Origin of the sequence: Variovorax sp. W2I14, assembly GCF_050435205.1 — a bacterium.
GTDB lineage: Bacteria > Pseudomonadota > Gammaproteobacteria > Burkholderiales > Burkholderiaceae_C > Variovorax > Variovorax paradoxus_C.
Genome location: NZ_JBNDJX010000001.1, coordinates 6,275,095 through 6,294,766 on the forward strand (window position 1 = coordinate 6,275,095; position 19,672 = coordinate 6,294,766).

Consider the following 19,672-nt stretch of genomic DNA (forward strand, 5'->3'; position numbering starts at 1 on the left):
CCCACGCGAAAACCCACGATTCCCCCGGAGACACAACACATGAAAAGACGCGACATCCTCCTCTCGTCGCTGGCCGCGGCATGGGCCGGCGGCGCCTTCGCACAGATCGGCAACGCGCCGGTGCGCATCCTCGTGGGCGCGCCCGCGGGCGGCTCGACCGACACGCTCGCGCGCTCGCTCGCCGTGAGCATGGGCCCGGCGCTCGGCCGCACGGTCATTGTCGAGAACCGCCCCGGTGCGGGCGGCAACATCGCCGCCGATGCGGTGGCCAAGGCCGCGCCCGACGGCAACACGCTCCTGATGAGCTTCACCAGCCACGCGATCAACGCTACGCTCTACCCGACGCTGCCTTTCGATCCGGTGAAGGACTTCACCGCGCTCACCTGCGTGGCGACCTCGCCCTCGATCCTCGTCGCGCACCCGTCGCTGCCCGCGAAGGACGTGCGCGAACTCATCGCGCTCGCCAAGGCCAAGCCGGGGCAGCTGAACTTCGCGATCGGTGCGGTGGGCTCCTCGCTGCACATGGCGGGCGAGGCCTTCAAGATGCAGTCGGGCGTGGACATCGTGAACATCCCCTACAAGGGCACTTCGCCCGCCGTGCAGGACGTGCTCGCGGGCCAGGTGCAGCTGATGTTCGCGGCCGTGGGCAACGTCAAGGCGCACATCCAGGCCGGCAAGCTCAAGGCGCTGGGCGTGACCACGGCCAAGCGGCTGCCGGCCTTTCCCAACGTCCCGGCGATTGCCGAGGCGCTGCCGGGCTACGAATCGAGCGCGTGGTTCGGCCTCTTCGGCCCTGCGCACATGCCCGCCGACCGCGTCAAGCAGATCGGCGATGCCGCGCGCCATGCGCTGCAGCAGGCCGACATGCGCCAGCGCCTGGACACGGAGGGCGCGATCCCGGTCGGCAATTCGACCGAACAGTTCTCCGCCTTCGTGCAGAGCGAGATCACGCGCTGGGCGAAGGTGGTCAAGTTCTCGGGAGCCAAGCCGGAATGACCTCGATGGCTCCAACCCGCGCGCCAGCCCAGACGCTGGCGCAGAAGCTCATCGCACGCGCAAGCGGACGCGAGCGGGTGTCGGTGGGCGAGATCGTGACCTGCGGCGTCGACCTGGCGATGTTCCACGACTCCTCGGGGCCGCGTCGCCTCAAACCCATGCTCGAAGAGCTGGGCGCGCAGATCTGGGACCGCTCGCGCGTGGTGCTGGTCATGGACCACTACGTGCCCGAGCGCGACGACGACTCGCGCCGCATCGTGCGCATCGCGCGCGACTGGGCGCGCGACCAGCAGCTGCCGCATGTGTACGACAGCCAGGGCATCTGCCACGTGGTGGTGCCGCAGCACGGCCACATCCGCCCGGGCATGCTGTGCGTGGGCGGTGATTCGCACTCGCCCACGGGCGGTGCGTTCGGCGCCTACATGTTCGGCATCGGCAGCACCGAGATGCTGGGTGTGATGGTGACCGGAGAAATCTGGCTGCGCGTGCCCGAGACCATCCGCATGTGGTGGAACGGCGCGCTGCCCGCGGGTGTGACCGCCAAGGACATGATGCTGCACATGATCGGCCGCTTCGGCATGAACGGCGGGCGCTACCAGGCGGTCGAGTTCGCGGGGCCGGCGGTCGCGGCGCTCTCGATGCAGGAGCGCATGACGCTTTCGAACATGAGCGCCGAGCTTGGCGCGCAGGCCGGGCTGATCGCACCCGATGCGACCACCGCCGAATTCCTGGCTGGCGCCGGTGCACCGCCCGTCGACATGGCACCCTGGTTCACCGACGAAGGCGCGGAACTCACGGACCATCGCTTCGATGCCTCCACGCTCGAGCCCTACGTCGCCGCGCCGCATAGCCCGGCCAACGCGCACGGCGTGAGCCGCTACGTGGGCACGCCGGTCGACGTGGCCTATATCGGCGCCTGCACCGGCGCCAAGCTTGACGATCTGCGTGCCGCCGCGCAGGTGCTGCGCGGGCACAAGGTGGCGAGCGGCATCCGCCTGATCGTGGCGCCCGCCAGCATCCGCGACCAGGAAGCGGCGCGCGAGGAGGGCGTGCTGCAGGTGCTGATGGAGGCGGGCGCCGAACTGTTCCCCACCGCGTGCGGCGCGTGCTCCGGCTACGGCGACCCGATGGGTGACGACGTCACCGTCATTTCCACCACCGCGCGCAACTTCAAGGGCCGCATGGGCTCGCCGACGGCGCAGGTCTACCTGGGTTCGCCTTACACGGTGGCGGCGGCTGCGTTGCGCGGCTGCGTGACCGACCCGCGCGAGGTGCTCGCATGAACGGCCAGACCTTGCACCGCGTGTGGCGCCTGGGCGCCGACATCGACACCGACGCGCTCGCGCCAGGCCACGCGATGAAGCACGGCATCGACGTCATCGCCAGGCACTGCCTCGAAGCCATCCGCCCCGAGTTCGCGAGCGAAGTTCAACCGGGCGACGTGATCGTGGCGGGCCCCAACTTCGGCATCGGCTCCTCGCGCGAACAGGCCGCGGCGGTGCTCGTGCATCTGGGCGTGGCGGCGGTGATCGCGCCGTCGTACAGCGGCCTGTACTTCCGCAACGCCTTCAACCTCGGCCTCCTGCTTCTGACCTGCGCCGAGGCCGGGACGCTGAACGAGGGCGACCGAATCGCCCTCGACACGACGGTGCCCGCCGTCGTCTCGCCTTGCGGTGCACGGCTGGCCTGCGAGCCCGTGCCCGGATTCCTCATGGACATGGTCCGCGCCGGCGGATTGATGAACCAGTTACGCCAGCGTGGCGGCTCCCCGGCCTCCCAGAAAGCAAGCAATGTCTGACCCATCCTCTTCTGCAGCGACCGCGACAGCGATCGACCCCGTCACGCTCGCCGTGCTGCGCGGCCGCCTCGAACAGGTGGCCGACGAGATGGACGCCACGCTCTATCGCAGCGCGTTCAATCCCATCATTGCCGAGGCGCACGACGCCTGCCACGGTCTCTACGACGCGGCGAGCGGCGACACGCTGGTGCAGGGCAAGTCGGGCCTGCCGGTGTTCGTCGGCGCCATGGCATTCGCGGTGCGCGCCACCGCCAAGGCGGCCGAGCCGCGCGGCGGCATGAAGGACGGCGACATCTGGATCAGCAACGACGCCTACGACGGCGGCACGCACGCCAACGACTTCAAGCTGGTGAAGCCTTTCTTTCGCAACGGCAAGCTCTATTGCTACATGGCTTCGGCCGCGCACTGGCACGACGTGGGCGGCGCGGTGCCCGGCAACTACAACCCGGCCGCCACCGAGTGCTGGCAGGAAGCGGTGCAGATTCCACCGGTGCGCATCGTGCGCGATGGCGTGCTCGATGCCGACGTGCTCGCCATCCTGCAGGCCAACACGCGCCTGCCCGACAGCCTCTGGGGCGACCTGAACGGCCAGCTCGCGGCGCTGGAGCTCGGCGAGAAGCGGCTGAACGGCCTGCTCGACGAATATGGCGACGACCTGGTGCTGAACGCGCTGGGCGAACTGCGCGGCCGCGCGCTGCGCCTGATGCGCTCGCACATCGCCTCGCTGCCCGACGGCCGCTACAGCTTCGAGGACGTGCTGGACAACGACGGCATCACGAACGAGCCGCTGACCATCGCGCTCGACATGACGGTGGCCGGCGACCGGCTGCTGCTCGACTTCTCGCGCACCTCGCCGCAATGTGCGGGGCCGGTGAACATCTCGCGCGCCACTGCGGTGGCGGCCTGCTACGTCGCGCTCAAGCACCTGTTCCCCGACGTGCCTGCCAATGCCGGCGTGCTCGACGCGGTGGACTTCAACATTCCCGACAAGCTGGTGATCAGTTGCGAGCGGCCGCGCCCGGTCGGTGGCTACACCGAGACGATCCTGCGGATGATCGACGTGATCTTCAGCGCGGCCGCGCAGGCCGACCCGACGCGTGCGGTCGCACAGGCCTACGGCACGATCAACGCGCTGTCGATCGCGGGCCACCGCAGCGACAAAGGCCGCGAAGGCCAGCGCTGGGTGATGTTCAGCTTCTTCGGCGGCGGGCACGGGGGCCATTCGGGTGGCGATGGCCTCTCGCACGGCAACGCGCCGATCTCGACCGCGACGATTCCGCCGCTCGAGATCCTCGAAGCCGCGTATCCGGTGCGCTTCACCGAATGGTCGCTGCGCGCAGATTCGGGCGGCGACGGCCGGCACCGCGGCGGTCTGGGCGCCGTGTATGAAATCGAACTGCTGGAGAAAGACGCCGAGGTGTTCGTCTTCGGCGAGCGCGGCACCTCGCCGCCCAAGGGCATCGCGGGCGGCGGCGAAGGTGCGGTCAACCGGTTCAGCTACGAGAACGAAGGCACCTGGCACACGCCACCCATGGTGTCGAAGATGCGCGGCATCCAGCTTGCGCGCGGCGAGCGCGTGCGGCTCGAAACGCCCGGCGGCGGCGGCTGGGGCAACGCGGCAGAGCGGCCCGCACCGCAGCGCGAAGCAGACGGCGCAATGGGCTATGTGACGACCGACAGCAGCAAGAAGAAAGCGTCCGAATGACTTCCTCCGGTAAATCCCTTGTCGTCGGCGTCGATGTCGGCGGCACCTTCACCGACCTCTTCGTGCTCGACGAGGCGAACGGCACGGCGCGCATCGTCAAGGTGCCCTCCACACGCGGCGAGGAAGCGCGCGGCTTCATGAACGGCGTGGCGCGCGTGGCCGATTCGGCCGCCGACATTGCCACCATCGTGCACGGCACCACGGTCGGCACCAACGCACTGCTCGAACGCAAGGTGGCGCGCACCGGCATCATCACCACGCGCGGTTTTCGCGACGTGCTGGAGATGCGCCGCCGCGACCGCCCCGAGACCTGGGGCCTGCGCGGCAGCTTCACGCCCGTGGTGCCGCGCGACCTGCGCCGCGAGGTGGACGAGCGCGTGCTGGCCGACGGCACGCTGCACACCGCGGTCGACCTGGACCAGGTGCGCGCCGAAGCACGCTCGCTGCTCGAAGCCGGCTGCGAGGCCGTGTGCGTGTTCTTCATCAACACCTACGCGAACCCCGAGAACGAACGCCTCGCCGTTGCCGCGGTGCGCGAGCTGTGGCCCAACCCGCACGTCACGTCGGCCAGCGAAGTGCTGCCCGAGATCCGCGAGTTCGAGCGCTGCTCGACCGCCACGCTCAATGCCGCGCTGCAGCCGGTGGTGGGCAGCTACCTCGGCCGGCTCGAATCCGACCTGCGCGGCCAGGGCTTCGCCGGCGAACTGCTGGTGGTGCAGAGCAACGGCGGCGTGATGTCGCGCCAGACCGCGAGCGACCTGCCGGTGCGCACGGCGCTCTCGGGCCCGGCAGCCGGCGTGATCGCCTGCGCGGCCATCGCACGCGCGGCGGGTTTTCCGAACGCGATCACCGGCGACATGGGCGGCACTTCGTTCGACGTGTCGCTGGTGGCGAACGGCGAGGCCGCATTGGCCGCGCAGACCGCCATCGAGTTCGGCATGGTGATCCGCTCGCCGATGATCCAGATCGAGACCATCGGCGCGGGTGGCGGCTCCATCGCCTCGGTGGATGCGAGCGGCATGCTGCAGGTGGGCCCCGAGTCGGCTGGCAGCGTGCCAGGGCCGGCGTGCTATGGGCGCGGCAACATGCGGCCGACGGTGACCGATGCGAACGTGCTGCTGGGGCGCATCGCGGCGGACCGTCCGCTCGGCGGTGGTTTGCTCGCGGCGCTCGAGGCGGAGAAGTCGCGCCAGGCCATCGAGGAGCACGTTGCACGCCCACTGGGCCTCGATGTGCACGCGGCGGCCGAGGCGATTCTCACGGTGGCCAATGCGCGCATGGCGGGTGCGATTCGCCTCGTTTCCATCGAACGAGGCCACGATCCGCGCCGCTTCGCCTACATGCCTTTCGGCGGTGGCGGCGCGCTGCATGTGTGCGCGATGATGCGCGAGGTCGGCGTCGCCACGGGCATCGTGCCGCGCTACCCCGGCGTGACTTCCGCGCTCGGCTGCGTGATCGCCGACATGCGCCACGACGCGGTGCAGACGCTCAACAAGCCGCTGACCGAACTCGACGTGGGCGACGTGCAGCGCCGCATCGACGAGCTGGCGGCCAGTTGCCAGCAGCGCCTCGACTCCTCGGGCGTGCGCTTCGACGAAGTGCGCGAAGTTATCGCGCTCGACATGCTCTACGCCGGCCAGACGCACACGCTGCCCGTGGTGCTCGCCGATGCGGGCAAGGCGCCGCTCACGGCCGCATCGATCCGCGCTGCTTTCGAAGCCAGCTATACCGCCGCCTTCGGTCGCGTGCTCGAAGGCATTCCGATCCGCGTGATGAACCTGCGCTACGCGCGCATCGGCGTGCGGCCCAAGTTCGACCTGAAGGTGCTCGCGCCCGAAGGGGAGGGCAGCACCGCGCCACTGGGAACGCAGCGCGTGTTCCACCACGGCCAATGGCACGAGGCCGTGCGCTATGCGCGGCTCGAACTGCCGGTGGCCGCGCGCATCGAAGGCCCTGCGATCCTGGAGCAGGCCGATACCACCGTGTGGCTCGAACCCGGTTTCCACGCCGAGGTCGATGCGCACGGCAACCTGCTGGTGAGGCTGTCATGAGCGATACGACGAAGAAGCCCATTGCTGCGAAGACGGCGCTGGTAATCATCGACCTGCAGAACGATTTTCTCGATGCGAACGGCGCCTATGCGCGCGGCGGCGACACCAACCCGCCAGCGCTGCTGTTGCCGGCACGCGTGGCCGAGGTCGCGCGTGCGCTCAAGGCGGCAGGCGGCCTGGTGGTCGCGAGCCAGTTCACGCTGTGGCCCGACGCAGGCGGCGAGCCGATGGTCTCGCCGCATCTGAAGGCGCTGCGCCCGTACCTGAAGAAGGGCGACTTCGCACCCGGCAGTTGGGGCCAGGCGAATGTCGATGCGCTGGCCGGTCTCATCGACGTGACGGTCAGCAAGGTCGCGTATTCCGCCTTCTTCAACACGCAGCTCGACTGGGTGCTGCGCCGCGCGGGCATCGACACGGTCGCGGTCTGCGGCATCGTCACCAACGGTGGCGTCGCGAGCACCGTGCGCGATGCGCACATGCGCGACTACCGCACGCTGGTGCTCGCCGACGGCTGCGCGGCCTTCGGCGAAGAGCGCCACCAGACCTCGCTGGCCGACATGCGCAACGTGGCCGAGGTGACGGACTGCGCGGCCTTTACCGCGTCGCTCGCATGACTGGCAGCCCCTCGCGCCAGATTCGCCGCGCGTCAGGGGTCGAGGCCGACGCGCATGTGTCGGTCGCCATCGTCGGCGGCGGCGCCTGCGGGCTCACGGCTGCGCTGATGCTGGCCGATGCGGGCGTCGAATGCGTGGTGCTGGAGCGCGATGCGCTGCCGAGCGGATCGACCGCGCTGTCCTCGGGCTTCATTCCCGCGCCCGGCACCCGCACGCAGCGTGCGCATGGCGTGCACGACGACAACGCCGAACGCTTTGCCGCCGACATCCAGACCAAGGCCCACGGGCGCGCGGCGCCTGCGCTGGTCGAGGCCTATGCGGGCTCCATCGGCCCGGCGCTCGATGCGCTGCAGGAGCGGCATGGGCTGAAGTGGATGCTGCTCGACGGCTTTCTCTATCCGGGTCACAGCGTGCATCGCATGCACGCGCTGCCGCAGAAGACCGGGGCATCGCTGATGGCTGCATTGCAGTCGGCCGTCGAGACCGCGGGCATTCCGGTGCTGACGCAGGCGCTGGTCGACACGCTGGTACTCGATGCCGAAGACCGTGTGATCGGCATCGACTACACCCGGCCCGACGGCAGTCGCGAGACCCTGGCCTGCGACGCGCTGCTGCTCGCCTGCAACGGCTTCGGCGGCAATGCGCAGATGGTCCGCGCGCTGTTGCCCGAGATGGCCGAGGCCACCTTCGGCGGCCACACCGGTAACGACGGCAGCGCGATCCTCTGGGGCGAATCGCTCGGTGCGCGGCTGCGCGACCTCGGCGGCTACCAGGGCCACGGCTCATGGGTCACACCGCAAGGGGCGCTGATGTCGTGGGCCGTGATGATGGAAGGCGGCGTGCAGATCAACTGCGAAGGCCGGCGCTTCCACGACGAGACGCAGGGCTACTCGGAAGCAGCAGTGCATGTGCTCGCGCAGCCGGGCGGCATCGCGTGGAATGTGTTCGATGCGCCGCTGCTCGCATTGGCCCGCGGCTTTCCCGACTTCTGCGAGGCCGAAGCGGCGGGCGCCTTGCGCCGCTGCGAATCGGTGGCTGCGCTGGCGGACTGCATCGGTTGCGAGCAAGCGGTTCTGCAGGCCACGCTCGATGCGATGCGCGGCGGCGCGCCGCTTCCCGACGGCCGCGTCTTCGCACGCGCACTCGATGCCCCGTACTTCGCAGTGAAGGTGACGGGCGCGCTCTTCCACACCCAAGGCGGCCTCGACACCGCGCCCGACATGCGCGTGCTGCGCCACGATGGCACGCCCTTCGCCAACCTGCTCGCCGCCGGTGGCGCGGCGGGCGGCGTGTCGGGCGATGCGGTGTGGGGCTATCTCTCCGGCAACGGCCTGCTGAGTGCCGTGGCTGGTGGCTACATCGCGGCGCGCACGGTTGCCGCATTGGTCCATTCGACGAAAGCGTCCAGATGACGAACCCTTCCTTCAAGACCCGGCTCGCGCGCAACGACATCGTGCTTGCGCCGGGCGTCTACGACGCGCTCAGCGCCCTGGTGGCCGAGCAGGCCGGCTTCGAGGCGCTGTACCTCTCGGGCGCCTCCATCGCCTACACGCGGCTGGGCCGCTCCGACATCGGCCTCACGACCTTCACCGAGGTGGCCGACACGCTCGCGCGCATCACGGAGCGGGTGAGCCTGCCGGTGATCGTCGATGCCGACACCGGCTTCGGCAACGCGCTCAACACCCAGCGCACCGTGCGCGGTTTCGAGCGTGCGGGCGCGGCGATGGTGCAGATCGAGGACCAGACCTTTCCCAAGCGCTGCGGCCACCTCGATGGCAAGGCCGTGGTGCCCGAGCGCGAGATGGTCGGCAAGCTGAAGGCCGCGCTGGACGCGCGTGCATCGAGCGACACGCTGATCCTCGCGCGCACCGATGCGGTGGCGGTCGAAGGGCTCGACGCGGCGCTCGACCGCGCCGAGGCGTACCTCGCCTGCGGCGTGGACGCGCTCTTCATCGAGGCGCTGCGCTCGCCCGAGCAGATGGACGCCGCTTGCCAGCGCTTCGGCGACCGCGTGCCGCTGCTGGTGAACATGGTCGAAGGCGGCAAGACGCCGATCCAGGATGCGGACGCGCTGCAGAAGCACGGCTTTCGCATCGCGATCTTCCCGGGCGGCACGGCGCGCGCGGTGGTGCACACGCTGCAGGGCTACTACGGGAGCCTGCACAAGCACCGCACCACGCAGCCGTGGCGGCCGCAGATGCTGGACTTCGATGCGCTCAACGAGGTGATCGGCACGCCCGAGCTGATGCGCACCGGGCAGAAGTACGACTGAACGCGCGCTTCAGCGCAGCGCGCTCACCAGCGCGTCGTAGACCAGCCGCACCCGCGCCGGCACCGGCGCGCGCTGCGAGCGGTAGACATGGATCGGCCAGGGCTCGGGCGCCTCGGCCTCGAGCACCGCCACCAGCTCGCCCGATTGCAGCAGCGGCTCGGCCAGCGGGCCCACGAGCTGGCCGAAGCCCAGGCCCGCGCGCACCGCGGCGCACTCGGCATCGACGTCGTCGGTGACGAAGGCCGGCGCGGCGACCGGCATCTGCCGCCCCTTGCTGAAGAACCACGACCACGGGCGGCCCGAGCTGCGGTCCATCAGCGCGGTGAGCGGAAAGCCGGGCAGCGCATCGAGGCTTTTCGGAATGCCCGTGCGCTCGATCAGCGCGGGCGTCGCCACCACGTAGAGGCGCATCTTGCCGACGGTGCGCGCGACGAAGCGGGCATCGCGGATCGGACCCGCGCGCACCCCGATGTCGATCTGCTCGTCGACCACGTCGGCATGGGTCTCCGACAGCCTCAGGTCGAGTACCAGGCCGGGATGTTCGGCCAGCATCGGCGCCAGCACCTGCGGAATCAGCCGGCGGCCGAACACGTTGGGCGCGGTCACGCGCACCGTGCCCGCGTGCTGCGACAGCGCGCGCCGGTCGGTGCGGTGGAACAGCGCGTCGACACCGCCCACCGCGGCGCGCGCGCGCTGCGCGAGCTGCCGGCCGAAATCGGTGAGCTGCACACCGCGCGTGCTGCGGTGAAAGAGCGGCTCGCCCAGTTCTTCTTCGAGCTCGCGCACCGCGCGTGTCACCACCTGCGGCGACACGGACAGCCGCACGGCCGCCTCGCGGAAGTTGGCGGCATCGGCGGCGGTGAAGAACACGCGCAGGGCTTCGAGACGGTTGGACATGGTGTGTTGCCTTGTTCCTGGATGTGGAATTCTGAAGTCGCCAGAGTTTCATTTACTGGAACGCGTGGATTTTCCACACTGCATGCACTTCTTCAACACACCCGAAAGGAATTTCCCATGACATCCGTTCAAGACAACATCCAAGGCAAGGTCGCCATCGTCACCGGCGCGAGCAGCGGCATCGGCGAATCCATGGCCCGCCACCTCGCCGCACGCGGCGCCAAGGTGGTGCTCGCGGCACGCCGCACCGACCGGCTCGACAAGGTCGTTGCAGAGATCCGCGAGGCGGGCGGCGAAGCGGTCGCCATCGCCACCGACGTGTCCAAGCGCACTGATCTTGAAAAGCTCGCCGCCGCGACGGTCGAAACCTTCGGCCGCATCGACGTGCTGGTCAACAACGCGGGCGTGATGCCGCTGTCGCCGCTCGAGAAGCTCAAGGTCGACGAGTGGGACCGCACCATCGACGTCAACATCAAGGGCGTGCTCTACGGCATTGCCGCGGTGCTGCCGCGCATGCAGGCGCAGGGCAGCGGGCACATCCTGAATGTCGCGTCGATCGCGGGCATCAAGGTGTTCACGCCGATCGGTACGGTCTACAGCGCGACGAAGCATGCGGTGCGCGCCATCTCCGAGGGCTTGCGCGTCGAAGTGGGCAACTCGGGCGTGCGCGTCACGATTGTGTCGCCCGGCGCGGTCGATTCGGAACTGAAGCTCGGCAGCACCGATGCGGATGCCGCCGCCGGCCTGAAGGCGTTCTACGACGCCAACCAGATCCCGGCCGATGCGGTCGCCCGTGCCGTGGTCTACGCGGTGGAGCAGCCGGCGAACGTGGACATCAATGAAGTGGTCGTGCGGCCGGTGTCGCAGGACTTCTGATCGGGGCGGGGCCGGTGCGGCCCCGCTTCGCATCATTTAACCTTCTGGAATAGAAGGTCATTTGCAGCCAAAAGTGCAAAGCTCCCGCAAAATAGAACGACCGTTCGTTTTATTCGGAGCTTTCACGATGTCTGTCAATGCCGTTCCCGCCAAGCCGGCCCGCGCCGCCCAGAAAGGCCAGCAGACCAAGGCCGTGATCGTCGATGCCGCACTGGCACTGGCGGCGCAGATCGGGCTCGAAGGCCTGTCGATCGGCGCGGTGGCTGAAATCACCAAGATGAGCAAGTCGGGCGTCTTCGCCCACTTCGGTTCGCGCGAGGAACTGCAGATCTCGGTGGTGCGCGAGTATCACGCACGTTTCGAGCAGGAGGTGTTCTTTCCTGCGCTCTCGGCGCCGCGCGGCCTCCCGCGCCTTCGCGCCATGTTCGCCAACTGGATGAAGCGCACCTCGACCGAGATCGACTCGGGCTGCATCTATATCAGTGGCGCTTCCGAATTCGACGACCGTCCCGGCCCCGTGCGCGATGCGCTGGTCGAGTCGGTCAGCATCTGGCAGGCCGCAGTGCTGCGCGCCATCGTGCAGTCGCAGTCCGAAGGCCATCTGCGCGCCGATGCCGACGAGCGCCAGGTCGCGTTCGAGATCCATGGCCTCATCCTCGCGCTGCACTACGAAGCCCGTTTCCTGCAGGTGCCCGGCTCCATCGGTCGCGCGACTGTCGGCTTCAACAACATCCTCGCGCGCAGCGCCACGCCCGATGCGCCGGCGGACCCCGCTGCTGCCGCACCGGCGCCCGCCGGCCGGCGCCTCAAGCCCGTGCGCTGAACGCGCGGCACCGTTTTCGCTTTCCCCCTTTTCTTCTTTCAATTTAGTTTCGACCAGGAGAGTCCCGGATGCCTACCTACAACCCACCCGTGCGCGACATGCAGTTCGTGCTGCACGAAGTGCTCAACGTCGCCGAAGAACTCAAGGCACTCCCGGCCCATGCCGAAACCGATGCCGACACCATCAACGCGGTGATCGAAGAGGCCGGCAAGTTCGCCGCCGAGGTGACCTTCCCGCTGAACATCAGCGGCGACGAAGAAGGCTGCGTGCTCGACAAGACCACGCACGAGGTCAAGACGCCCACGGGCTTCAAGGACGCCTACGCCAAGTACGTCGAAGGCGGCTGGCCGGCGCTCTCGTGCGACCCGGCCTTCGGCGGCCAGGGCCTGCCGTTCGTGGTGAACCAGTGCCTGTTCGAGATGCTCAACAGCGCCAACCAGGCCTGGACCATGTACCCCGGCCTCTCGCACGGCGCGTACGAAGCGCTCAAGGCGCACGGCACCGAAGAACAGAAGAAGACCTACCTGCCCAAGCTCACGAGCGGCGAGTGGACCGGCACCATGTGCCTGACCGAGCCGCATTGCGGCACCGACCTGGGCCTGTTGCGCACCAAGGCCGAGCCGCAGCCCGACGGCACCTACCGCATCACCGGCAGCAAGATCTTCATCTCGGCCGGCGAGCACGACATGACGGACAACATCATTCACCTGGTGCTGGCCCGCCTGCCGGACGCGCCCAAGGGCAGCAAGGGCATCAGCCTGTTCGTGGTGCCGAAGTTCAAGGTGAAGGCCGACGGTTCGCTCGGCGAGCGCAACCCGATCTTCTGCGCGGGCCTCGAGCACAAGATGGGTATCCACGGCAACGCCACCGCACAGATCGTGATCGAAGGCGCGACCGGCACGCTGGTCGGCGAGCCCAACAAGGGCCTGGCTGCGATGTTCGTGATGATGAATGCCGCGCGGCTCGGCGTGGGCAACCAGTCGCTGGGCCTTACCGAAGTGGCTTATCAAAACGCATTGGCGTACGCCAAGGACCGCATCCAGATGCGCTCGCTCTCGGGCGTGAAGGCCAAGGACAAGGAAGCCGACCCGATCATCGTGCACCCCGACGTGCGCAAGATGCTGCTCACGGCCAAGGCGTATGCCGAAGGCGGCCGCGCGCTGCAGATCTTCTGCACGCTGCTGCTCGACAAGGAGCACAACCACCCCGACGAAAAGGTGCGCAAGGACTCGGGCGAACTGGTCGCGCTGCTCACGCCCATCGTCAAGGCCTTCATCACCGACAACGGCCACATCGCGACCAACTCGTGCATGCAGGTGTTCGGTGGCCACGGCTTCATCAAGGAATGGGGCATGGAGCAGTTCGTGCGTGACAACCGCATCAACATGATCTACGAAGGCACCAACACGATCCAGTCGCTGGACCTCCTGGGCCGCAAGGTGCTGGGCAACAACGGCGCGTCGCTCAAGAAGTTCGGCAAGCTCGTGGCCCGGCTGGTCGAAGAAGAAGGTGTGAACGAGAAGATGGCCGAGTTCATCAACCCGATCGCGATGCTGGGCGACCAGCTCACCAAGTTCACGACCGAGATCGGCTTCAAGGGCTTCCAGAACCCCGACGAAGTCGGCGCCGCCGCGGTGGATTACCTGCGCGTGGCCGGCCACTTCGTGTTCGGCTACCTGTTCGCCCGCATGGCGCAGGTCGCGCTGCGCGAAATCGCCGCCGGCAACACCGATCCGTTCTATGTCGCCAAGCTGCAGACCGCGCGCTTCTACTTCGCCAAGCTGTTCCCGGAGACCGCGACGCTGATGCGCACCGCGCGTGCCGGCAGCAAGGTGTTGATGGACACCGACGCAGCGCTGGCCTGAGGCCACTGTCCTTCCTCATCGTCCAACCCGGGAGCCGCTCATGAAATCGATCGTTGCAGCCATCGTCCTCGCCGCCACCGCCGTCACGGCCATGGCCCAGAGCACCCCCGTGGGGCTCTGGCGCAACGCCGACGACAAGACCGGCGAGGTCAAGGCCGAGATCCGCATCGCCGAGACCAACGGCGCGCTCAGCGGCCGCATCGAGAAGTCGCTGAAGAAAGACACCAAGCCCGATGCGACCTGCGACGAATGCAGCGACGACCGCAAGGGCAAGCCCATCACCGGCCTGGAGATCATCCGCGGCGGCAAGAAGGCGGAGGGCAAGGACGTCTGGGAAGGCGGCAAGATCCTCGACCCCGAGAACGGCAAGGAATACCGCGCGAGCTTCACGCCCATCGACGGCGGCAAGAAGCTCGAAGTGCGCGGTTATCTCGGACCCTTCTGGCGCACCCAAACCTGGACACGCGCGCAATAAACCCAACCCGTTCGCCCTGTGCTTGTTGAAGGGCAGTTCAGAGCGTGCAAGGCTTCGACAAGCTCAGCCCGAACGGTTGTTAGACAACGAGTAACTCAATGACAAATCCCCGATTTCAAGTGAAGAAGGTTGCCGTGCTCGGCGCCGGCGTGATGGGCGCGCAGATTGCGGCCCACCTCGTCAACGTGCGCGTGCCCGTCGTGCTGTTCGACCTGGCCGCGAAAGAAGGCCCGAAGAACGGCATCGTCACGCGCGCCATCGACAACCTCAAGAAGCTCAAGCCCGCGCCGCTCGGCGACGTGGCCGATGCGGGCCTGATCGAGCAGGCGAACTACGACGACGACCTCGCCAAGCTCGGCGAGTGCGATCTCGTCATCGAAGCCATTGCCGAGCGCATGGACTGGAAGCTCGATCTCTACAAGAAGATCGCGCCGCACGTGGCCAAGCATTCGATCCTGGCCTCGAACACCTCGGGCCTGTCGATCACCAAGCTGAGCGAAGCATTGCCTGAAGCATTGAAGCCGCGCTTCTGCGGCATTCACTTCTTCAACCCGCCGCGCTACATGTTCCTGGTGGAGCTGATCAACACGCCCACCACGCAGCCGCAGGTGCTCGACGACCTCGAGGCCTTCGTCACCAGCACGCTCGGCAAGGGCGTGGTGCGCGCGCACGACACGCCCAACTTCATCGCCAACCGCGTCGGCATCGCCGGCATGCTGGCCACGCTGAAGGAAGTCGAGAAGTTCGGCTTGACGCCCGACGTGGTGGACGACCTCACCGGCAAGAAGCTGGGCCGCGCGAGCTCGGGCACCTTCCGCACCGCCGACGTGGTGGGCCTGGACACGATGGCCCACGTCGTGAAGACACTGCAGGACAACCTGAACGCCGAGAGCGATCCGTTCTACGCGAACTTCGCGACGCCGCCCGTGCTCGCGAAGCTTCTGGAGCTGGGCAACCTCGGCCAGAAGACCAAGGCCGGTTTCTTCAAGAAGGTCGGCCGCGACATCCTGCGTTTCGACCTCCAGAGCGGCGAATACGTGCCCGCCGGTGCGAAGGCCGACGAGGTGTACGGCCGCATGCTCAAGAAGCCCGCGGGCGAGCGGCTGAAGCTCTTGCGCGAGAGCGAAGGGCCGCAGGGCCAGTTCCTCTGGGCGATCCTGCGCGACGGTTTCCACTACGCCGCGGTGCACCTGGCCGACATCGCCGAGAGCGCACGCGACATCGACTATGCGATGCGCTGGGGCTTCGGCATGAAGCAGGGCCCGTTCGAGCTCTGGCAGGAAGCCGGCTGGGCGCAGGTCGCCAAGTGGATTCAGGAAGACATCGATGCCGGCAAGGCGCTGAGCACCGCGCCGCTGCCCAAGTGGGTGTTCGAAGGCGCCGTGGCCAAGGCCGGCGGTGTGCACACGCCCGAAGGCTCGTGGAGCGCATCGCAGGGCCAGTTCGTGCCGCAGCGCAAGCTGCCGGTGCACGACCGCCAGCTGTTCCCCGAGAGCGTGCTCGGCGCGAACGCCGCGGATGCGAACACCGCGGGCACGACCATCAGCGACGAAGGCGACGTGCGCGTGTGGACGCTCGACGGCGAAGTGCTCATCGCGAGCATCCATTCGAAGATGCACGCCATCAGCCCCGATGTGGCCGAAGCGCTGGGCGCCGCGGTCGAACTGGCCGAGGCCGAATACAAGGGCCTGGTGATCTGGTCGCCTGACGAGATGTTCTCGGTCGGCGCCGACCTGCAGGCGATGCTGCCGGCCTTCGTGGTCGCCGGCATCGGCGCGGTCGAGGGCGCGGAAGAAGAGCTGCAGAACGTGATGCTCAAGATCCGCTACGCGAGCGTGCCGGTCGTCTCGGCCGTGCGCGGCATGGCACTGGGCGGCGGTTGCGAGCTGGCCGTGTACTCGGCCAAGCGCGTGGCCGCGATGGAAAGCTACATCGGCCTGGTCGAAGTGGGCGTGGGCCTCATCCCCGGCGCGGGCGGCCTGACCTACATCGCACGCCGTGCGGCAGAGAACGCATCGGCTTCCACGGGCACCGACCTGCTGCCCTTCCTCACCGAAGGCTTCACCGCCGCGGCCATGGCCAAGGTCGGCACGGGCGCGCTCGATTCGAAGAAGCTCGGCTACCTGCTAGACAGCGACGTGATCGTGCCGAACAAGGACGAACTGCTCTACGTGGCGCTGCAGCAGGCCAAGGCCATGGCCGACGCCGGCTACCGCGCACCGCTGCGCCGCACCTTCCGCGTAGCGGGCCGCAGCGGCGCCGCGACGATCAAGGGCCAGCTCGTGAACATGCGCGATGGTGGTTTCATCAGCGCGCACGATTTCCACATCGCCAGCCTGATCGCGAACGTGGTCACCGGCGGCGACGTGGACGCGGGCTCGCTCGTGACCGAGGAATACCTGATGACGCTGGAACGCAAGGCGTTCTGCTCGCTCATCGTGCACCCCAAGACGCAAGAGCGAATCATGGGGATGTTGAGTACGGGGAAGCCGGTGCGCAACTGAGCGAGCAAGGACCATGAGCGAGAACCGCAACACGTCCGGTTCCCTCTCCCGCGAGCGGGAGAGGGCTAGGGTGAGGGCGGGCAGCCTTCGCGAAACCCCGACCGATGCCGAGGCCCTGCTCTGGTATCACTTGCGTGATCGCCGCCTCGCGAACTACAAGTTTCGGCGCCAGCGCCCGATAGGCCCGTACTTCGCAGACTTCGCGTGCCTCGAAGCGAAGCTGATCCTTGAGCTGGATGGCGGGCAGCACGTGGAAGCTGCTGCGTACGACGAGAGCCGAACGCACTTCATGCAAGGCCAAGGCTATCGCGTGCTCCGGTTCTGGAACAACGAAGTGCTGACGCAGACGGAGTCCGTACGTGAACGGGTCCTGCAAGCACTGCAGGAAGGCAGCCCTCACCCCAACCCTCTCCCGCAAGCGGGAGAGGGAGCAAGACAGAAATCCGTCGTCCCATCGGGCGAATGAGCAAGACAAGACACCAGGAATCTCAAGCCATGAAACAAATCCAAGACGCCTACATCGTCTCCGCCGCCCGCACCCCCATCGGCAAGTCTCATCGCGGCTACTTCCGCAACTACCGTCCCGACGACCTTCTCGCGACCACGCTGAAGGCGGCGCTTGCCGCCGTGCCGGGCCTCGACCCCAAGGCCATCGAAGACATCATCTGCGGCTGCGCGATTCCCGAATCGCAACAGGGCCTGAACGTCGCGCGCATCGGCGCGGTGCTGGCCGGTCTGCCCACCAGCATCGGCGGCATCACCGTCAACCGCTTCTGCGCCTCGGGCCTGTCGGCTGTGCAGATGGCCGCGGACCGTATCCGCGTCGGCGAGGCGGACGTGATGATCGCGGCCGGTGTCGAGAGCATGAGCATGGTGCCGATGATGGGCAACTCGCCCTCGCTGTCGCCTTCGATCTTCGAGCGCGAAGGCGATGTGGGCATCGCCTACGGCATGGGCCTCACGGCCGAGAAGGTCGCGCAGCAGTGGAAGGTGAGCCGCGAGGCGCAGGACGCGTTCGCGCTCGCCTCGCACCAGAAGGCACTGGCTGCGCAGAAGGCCGGCAAGTTCGCGGACGAGATCACGCCGATCGAGGTGACCGACCGTTCGCCCGATCTGGAAACCGGCGAGTCGATCGCCAAGACCCGCACCGTGAACCTCGACGAAGGCGCACGCCCCGACACCAGCATCGAGGGCCTGGCCAAGCTGCGCACCGTGTTCGCCGCGCGCGGCACCGTGACGGCCGGCAACAGCTCGCAGACCTCGGACGGCGCGGGTGCGCTGATCCTGGCGAGCGAGAAGGCGGTGAAGCAATACGGCCTCACGCCGCTCGCACGCTTCGTGAGCTTCGCGAGCAAGGGCGTGCCGCCGCACATCATGGGCATCGGCCCGATCGAGGCGATTCCCGCCGCGTTGCGCTATGCGGGCCTGAAGCACGAGGACATCGACTGGTTCGAGCTCAACGAAGCCTTCGCCGCGCAATCGCTCGCGGTGATCAACACGCTGGGGCTCGATCCGTCGAAGGTCAACCCGATGGGCGGCGCGATTGCGCTGGGCCATCCGCTCGGCGCGACCGGCGCGATTCGCGCGGCGACCGTGGTGCACGCGCTGCGCCGCGAGAACCTGAAGTACGGCATGGTCACGATGTGCGTGGGCATGGGCCAAGGCGCTGCGGGCATCTTCGAACGCGTCTAGCGGCTGCTGCGCGGGCGATCCGCGGCGTTGCGGGGCCCGTCGGGAAATCCTCACGACCTTCAGGTCACTCCGGTTTCCCGCCACCCGCGCCTTGCATCTCATCCCGCTCGCTGCGCCGCGGGCCGGTGGTCGATCAACGAAGAAAGAGGCAAACGCATGCAAGCGCAACAACTCCCGGTCGATGGCGGCGCCCAGCAACTGGCGGTGCGCCGCTACGAGCCCGCCGGCGCACCGCGCGCCAGCATCGTGATCGGCGGTGCGATGGGTGTGCGCCAGTCGTTCTACGACCCCTTCGCGCAATGGCTCGCCGGCCAAGGCCTTCGCGTCTGGACCTTCGATTACCGGGGCTCGGGCGACTCGCGCGGCAACGCACCGCTGCGCGGCTTCAAGGCCGACCTGTTCGACTGGGCGCGCGACTACGAAGCGGTGATCGACACTGCCAAGGCCGCGCTGCCCGACGAACCGCTCTACCTGCTGGGCCACAGCCTCGGCGCGCAACTGCCGGGCTTTCTGCAACGTCCCGAGCAGGTCGCTGGCCTCGTGAGCATCGCGGCCGGCAGCGGCTACTGGCGCGAGAACGCGCCGAAGCTTCGGCGCAGCATCCTCTACTTCTGGTTCGTGCTCGTGCCGCTGGTCACGCGGCTGTGCGGCTACTTTCCGGGCCGCAAGCTCAAGAAGGTGGGCGACCTGCCGCGCGGGGTGATCCTGCAATGGCGGCGCTGGTGCCTTCACCCGCGCTACAGCCTCGGCGCGGAAGGCGAATCGGCGGTGCGAAGCTACGGGCGCGTGCGCTTCCCGGTGCTTGCGCTGTCGATCACCGACGATGAATTGATGACGCTCGCCGGCACCGAGAGCCTGGTGAGCTTCTATGCGGGCGCCCCGAGTGCGGTCGAGCGCATCGCACCGGCGGATGTGCAGGCGCGGCGCATCGGCCACTTCGGCTTTTTCCGCGAGCAGTTCAGCCAGAGCCTGTGGCCGGGCATGGTCGACAAGCTGCACCGGCTGGCGGCCCTTACCGCACCTGCCGCGCCTGCGGCGGTGCAGCACGCCAACGTCCCGCACACGACTGCGTGACGCCATCCACCGGAGGCACACTGCAAGCAC

17 protein-coding genes are annotated in these 19,672 nt (G+C 68.1%); 16 read left to right on the forward strand and 1 reads right to left on the reverse strand.

The annotated features are described in order from the left end of the window. Positions 1-39: 39 nt before the first annotated feature. Genes QF040_RS29290 through QF040_RS29325 form a run of 8 tightly spaced genes read left to right on the forward strand, consistent with a single transcriptional unit; the run spans position 40 to position 9,436 of the window. The gene (locus QF040_RS29290) at positions 40-996 is read left to right on the forward strand and encodes a tripartite tricarboxylate transporter substrate binding protein (RefSeq protein WP_042580266.1); all 957 of its coding nucleotides are present in this window, start codon (positions 40-42) and stop codon (positions 994-996) included. Beyond that, a complete protein-coding gene (locus tag QF040_RS29295) occupies positions 993-2,279 on the forward strand; it encodes a 3-isopropylmalate dehydratase large subunit (protein WP_429613875.1) in 1,287 nt (428 codons plus the stop codon). The genes QF040_RS29290 and QF040_RS29295 overlap by 4 nt, the downstream gene beginning before the upstream one ends. Beyond that, positions 2,276-2,794, forward strand: coding sequence for a 3-isopropylmalate dehydratase (locus tag QF040_RS29300; protein WP_429613876.1), 519 nt, complete (start codon positions 2,276-2,278; stop codon positions 2,792-2,794). Before QF040_RS29295 ends, QF040_RS29300 begins: the two co-directional genes overlap by 4 nt. After that, positions 2,787-4,499, forward strand: coding sequence for a hydantoinase B/oxoprolinase family protein (locus QF040_RS29305; protein WP_429613877.1), 1,713 nt, complete (start codon positions 2,787-2,789; stop codon positions 4,497-4,499). Before QF040_RS29300 ends, QF040_RS29305 begins: the two co-directional genes overlap by 8 nt. Beyond that, positions 4,496-6,550: a hydantoinase/oxoprolinase family protein gene (locus QF040_RS29310; protein ID WP_429613878.1), complete on the forward strand. Its 2,055-nt coding sequence runs from the start codon at positions 4,496-4,498 to the stop codon at positions 6,548-6,550. The genes QF040_RS29305 and QF040_RS29310 overlap by 4 nt, the downstream gene beginning before the upstream one ends. Then, a complete protein-coding gene (locus tag QF040_RS29315) occupies positions 6,547-7,164 on the forward strand; it encodes a cysteine hydrolase family protein (protein ID WP_429613879.1) in 618 nt (205 codons plus the stop codon). The genes QF040_RS29310 and QF040_RS29315 overlap by 4 nt, the downstream gene beginning before the upstream one ends. Continuing rightward, on the forward strand, positions 7,161-8,576 hold the full coding sequence (locus tag QF040_RS29320; protein WP_429613880.1) for an FAD-dependent oxidoreductase: 1,416 nt from the start codon (positions 7,161-7,163) through the stop codon (positions 8,574-8,576). The genes QF040_RS29315 and QF040_RS29320 overlap by 4 nt, the downstream gene beginning before the upstream one ends. Beyond that, on the forward strand, positions 8,573-9,436 hold the full coding sequence (locus QF040_RS29325; protein WP_429613881.1) for an isocitrate lyase/PEP mutase family protein: 864 nt from the start codon (positions 8,573-8,575) through the stop codon (positions 9,434-9,436). Before QF040_RS29320 ends, QF040_RS29325 begins: the two co-directional genes overlap by 4 nt. Before the next feature lie 9 nt (positions 9,437-9,445). On the opposite strand, the gene QF040_RS29330 is transcribed toward QF040_RS29325, so the two are convergent. After that, positions 9,446-10,333, reverse strand: a complete 888-nt coding sequence (locus QF040_RS29330; protein WP_307510737.1) for a LysR family transcriptional regulator — start codon at positions 10,331-10,333, stop codon at positions 9,446-9,448. Positions 10,334-10,450: 117 nt separating this feature from the next. Here QF040_RS29330 and QF040_RS29335 point away from each other — a divergent pair, with 117 nt between their 5' ends. The 8 genes from QF040_RS29335 (at position 10,451) to QF040_RS29370 (ending at position 19,642) form a co-directional block, all read left to right on the forward strand. Beyond that, positions 10,451-11,209: an SDR family oxidoreductase gene (locus QF040_RS29335; RefSeq protein ID WP_429613882.1), complete on the forward strand. Its 759-nt coding sequence runs from the start codon at positions 10,451-10,453 to the stop codon at positions 11,207-11,209. A 127-nt stretch (positions 11,210-11,336) separates the two neighbouring features. Then, the gene (locus QF040_RS29340) at positions 11,337-12,032 is read left to right on the forward strand and encodes a TetR/AcrR family transcriptional regulator (protein ID WP_429613883.1); all 696 of its coding nucleotides are present in this window, start codon (positions 11,337-11,339) and stop codon (positions 12,030-12,032) included. A 68-nt stretch (positions 12,033-12,100) separates the two neighbouring features. Then, complete coding sequence (locus tag QF040_RS29345; RefSeq protein WP_307601854.1) at positions 12,101-13,897, forward strand: acyl-CoA dehydrogenase C-terminal domain-containing protein; 1,797 nt, start codon at positions 12,101-12,103, stop codon at positions 13,895-13,897. Positions 13,898-13,937: 40 nt separating this feature from the next. Further along, a complete protein-coding gene (locus QF040_RS29350; protein WP_013539299.1) occupies positions 13,938-14,372 on the forward strand; it encodes a DUF2147 domain-containing protein in 435 nt (144 codons plus the stop codon). 98 nt (positions 14,373-14,470) lie between these two features. Continuing rightward, positions 14,471-16,876, forward strand: a complete 2,406-nt coding sequence (locus QF040_RS29355; RefSeq protein ID WP_429613884.1) for a 3-hydroxyacyl-CoA dehydrogenase/enoyl-CoA hydratase family protein — start codon at positions 14,471-14,473, stop codon at positions 16,874-16,876. Between the two features lie 13 nt (positions 16,877-16,889). Beyond that, positions 16,890-17,342, forward strand: coding sequence for an endonuclease domain-containing protein (locus QF040_RS29360; protein WP_429613885.1), 453 nt, complete (start codon positions 16,890-16,892; stop codon positions 17,340-17,342). Between the two features lie 29 nt (positions 17,343-17,371). Beyond that, positions 17,372-18,568, forward strand: coding sequence for an acetyl-CoA C-acyltransferase (locus QF040_RS29365; protein WP_429613886.1), 1,197 nt, complete (start codon positions 17,372-17,374; stop codon positions 18,566-18,568). Positions 18,569-18,724: 156 nt separating this feature from the next. Further along, a complete protein-coding gene (locus QF040_RS29370; RefSeq protein ID WP_429613887.1) occupies positions 18,725-19,642 on the forward strand; it encodes an alpha/beta hydrolase family protein in 918 nt (305 codons plus the stop codon). The last annotated feature ends 30 nt before the right edge of the window (positions 19,643-19,672 follow it).

Excerpts from the sequence above, each read along its gene's own strand:
- QF040_RS29325 (WP_429613881.1), top strand. The coding sequence starts at position 8,573 with ATGACGAACCCTTCCTTCAAGACCCGGCTCGCGCGCAACGACATCGTG.
- QF040_RS29335 (WP_429613882.1), top strand. The coding sequence starts at position 10,451 with ATGACATCCGTTCAAGACAACATCCAAGGCAAGGTCGCCATCGTCACC.
- QF040_RS29360 (WP_429613885.1), top strand. The coding sequence starts at position 16,890 with ATGAGCGAGAACCGCAACACGTCCGGTTCCCTCTCCCGCGAGCGGGAG.
- QF040_RS29330 (WP_307510737.1), bottom strand. The coding sequence starts at position 10,333 with ATGTCCAACCGTCTCGAAGCCCTGCGCGTGTTCTTCACCGCCGCCGAT.
- QF040_RS29365 (WP_429613886.1), top strand. The coding sequence starts at position 17,372 with ATGAAACAAATCCAAGACGCCTACATCGTCTCCGCCGCCCGCACCCCC.
- QF040_RS29295 (WP_429613875.1), top strand. The coding sequence starts at position 993 with ATGACCTCGATGGCTCCAACCCGCGCGCCAGCCCAGACGCTGGCGCAG.
- QF040_RS29340 (WP_429613883.1), top strand. The coding sequence starts at position 11,337 with ATGTCTGTCAATGCCGTTCCCGCCAAGCCGGCCCGCGCCGCCCAGAAA.
- QF040_RS29355 (WP_429613884.1), top strand. The coding sequence starts at position 14,471 with ATGACAAATCCCCGATTTCAAGTGAAGAAGGTTGCCGTGCTCGGCGCC.
- QF040_RS29350 (WP_013539299.1), top strand. The coding sequence starts at position 13,938 with ATGAAATCGATCGTTGCAGCCATCGTCCTCGCCGCCACCGCCGTCACG.
- QF040_RS29310 (WP_429613878.1), top strand. The coding sequence starts at position 4,496 with ATGACTTCCTCCGGTAAATCCCTTGTCGTCGGCGTCGATGTCGGCGGC.
- QF040_RS29320 (WP_429613880.1), top strand. The coding sequence starts at position 7,161 with ATGACTGGCAGCCCCTCGCGCCAGATTCGCCGCGCGTCAGGGGTCGAG.
- QF040_RS29370 (WP_429613887.1), top strand. The coding sequence starts at position 18,725 with ATGCAAGCGCAACAACTCCCGGTCGATGGCGGCGCCCAGCAACTGGCG.
- QF040_RS29300 (WP_429613876.1), top strand. The coding sequence starts at position 2,276 with ATGAACGGCCAGACCTTGCACCGCGTGTGGCGCCTGGGCGCCGACATC.
- QF040_RS29290 (WP_042580266.1), top strand. The coding sequence starts at position 40 with ATGAAAAGACGCGACATCCTCCTCTCGTCGCTGGCCGCGGCATGGGCC.
- QF040_RS29305 (WP_429613877.1), top strand. The coding sequence starts at position 2,787 with ATGTCTGACCCATCCTCTTCTGCAGCGACCGCGACAGCGATCGACCCC.
- QF040_RS29345 (WP_307601854.1), top strand. The coding sequence starts at position 12,101 with ATGCCTACCTACAACCCACCCGTGCGCGACATGCAGTTCGTGCTGCAC.
- QF040_RS29315 (WP_429613879.1), top strand. The coding sequence starts at position 6,547 with ATGAGCGATACGACGAAGAAGCCCATTGCTGCGAAGACGGCGCTGGTA.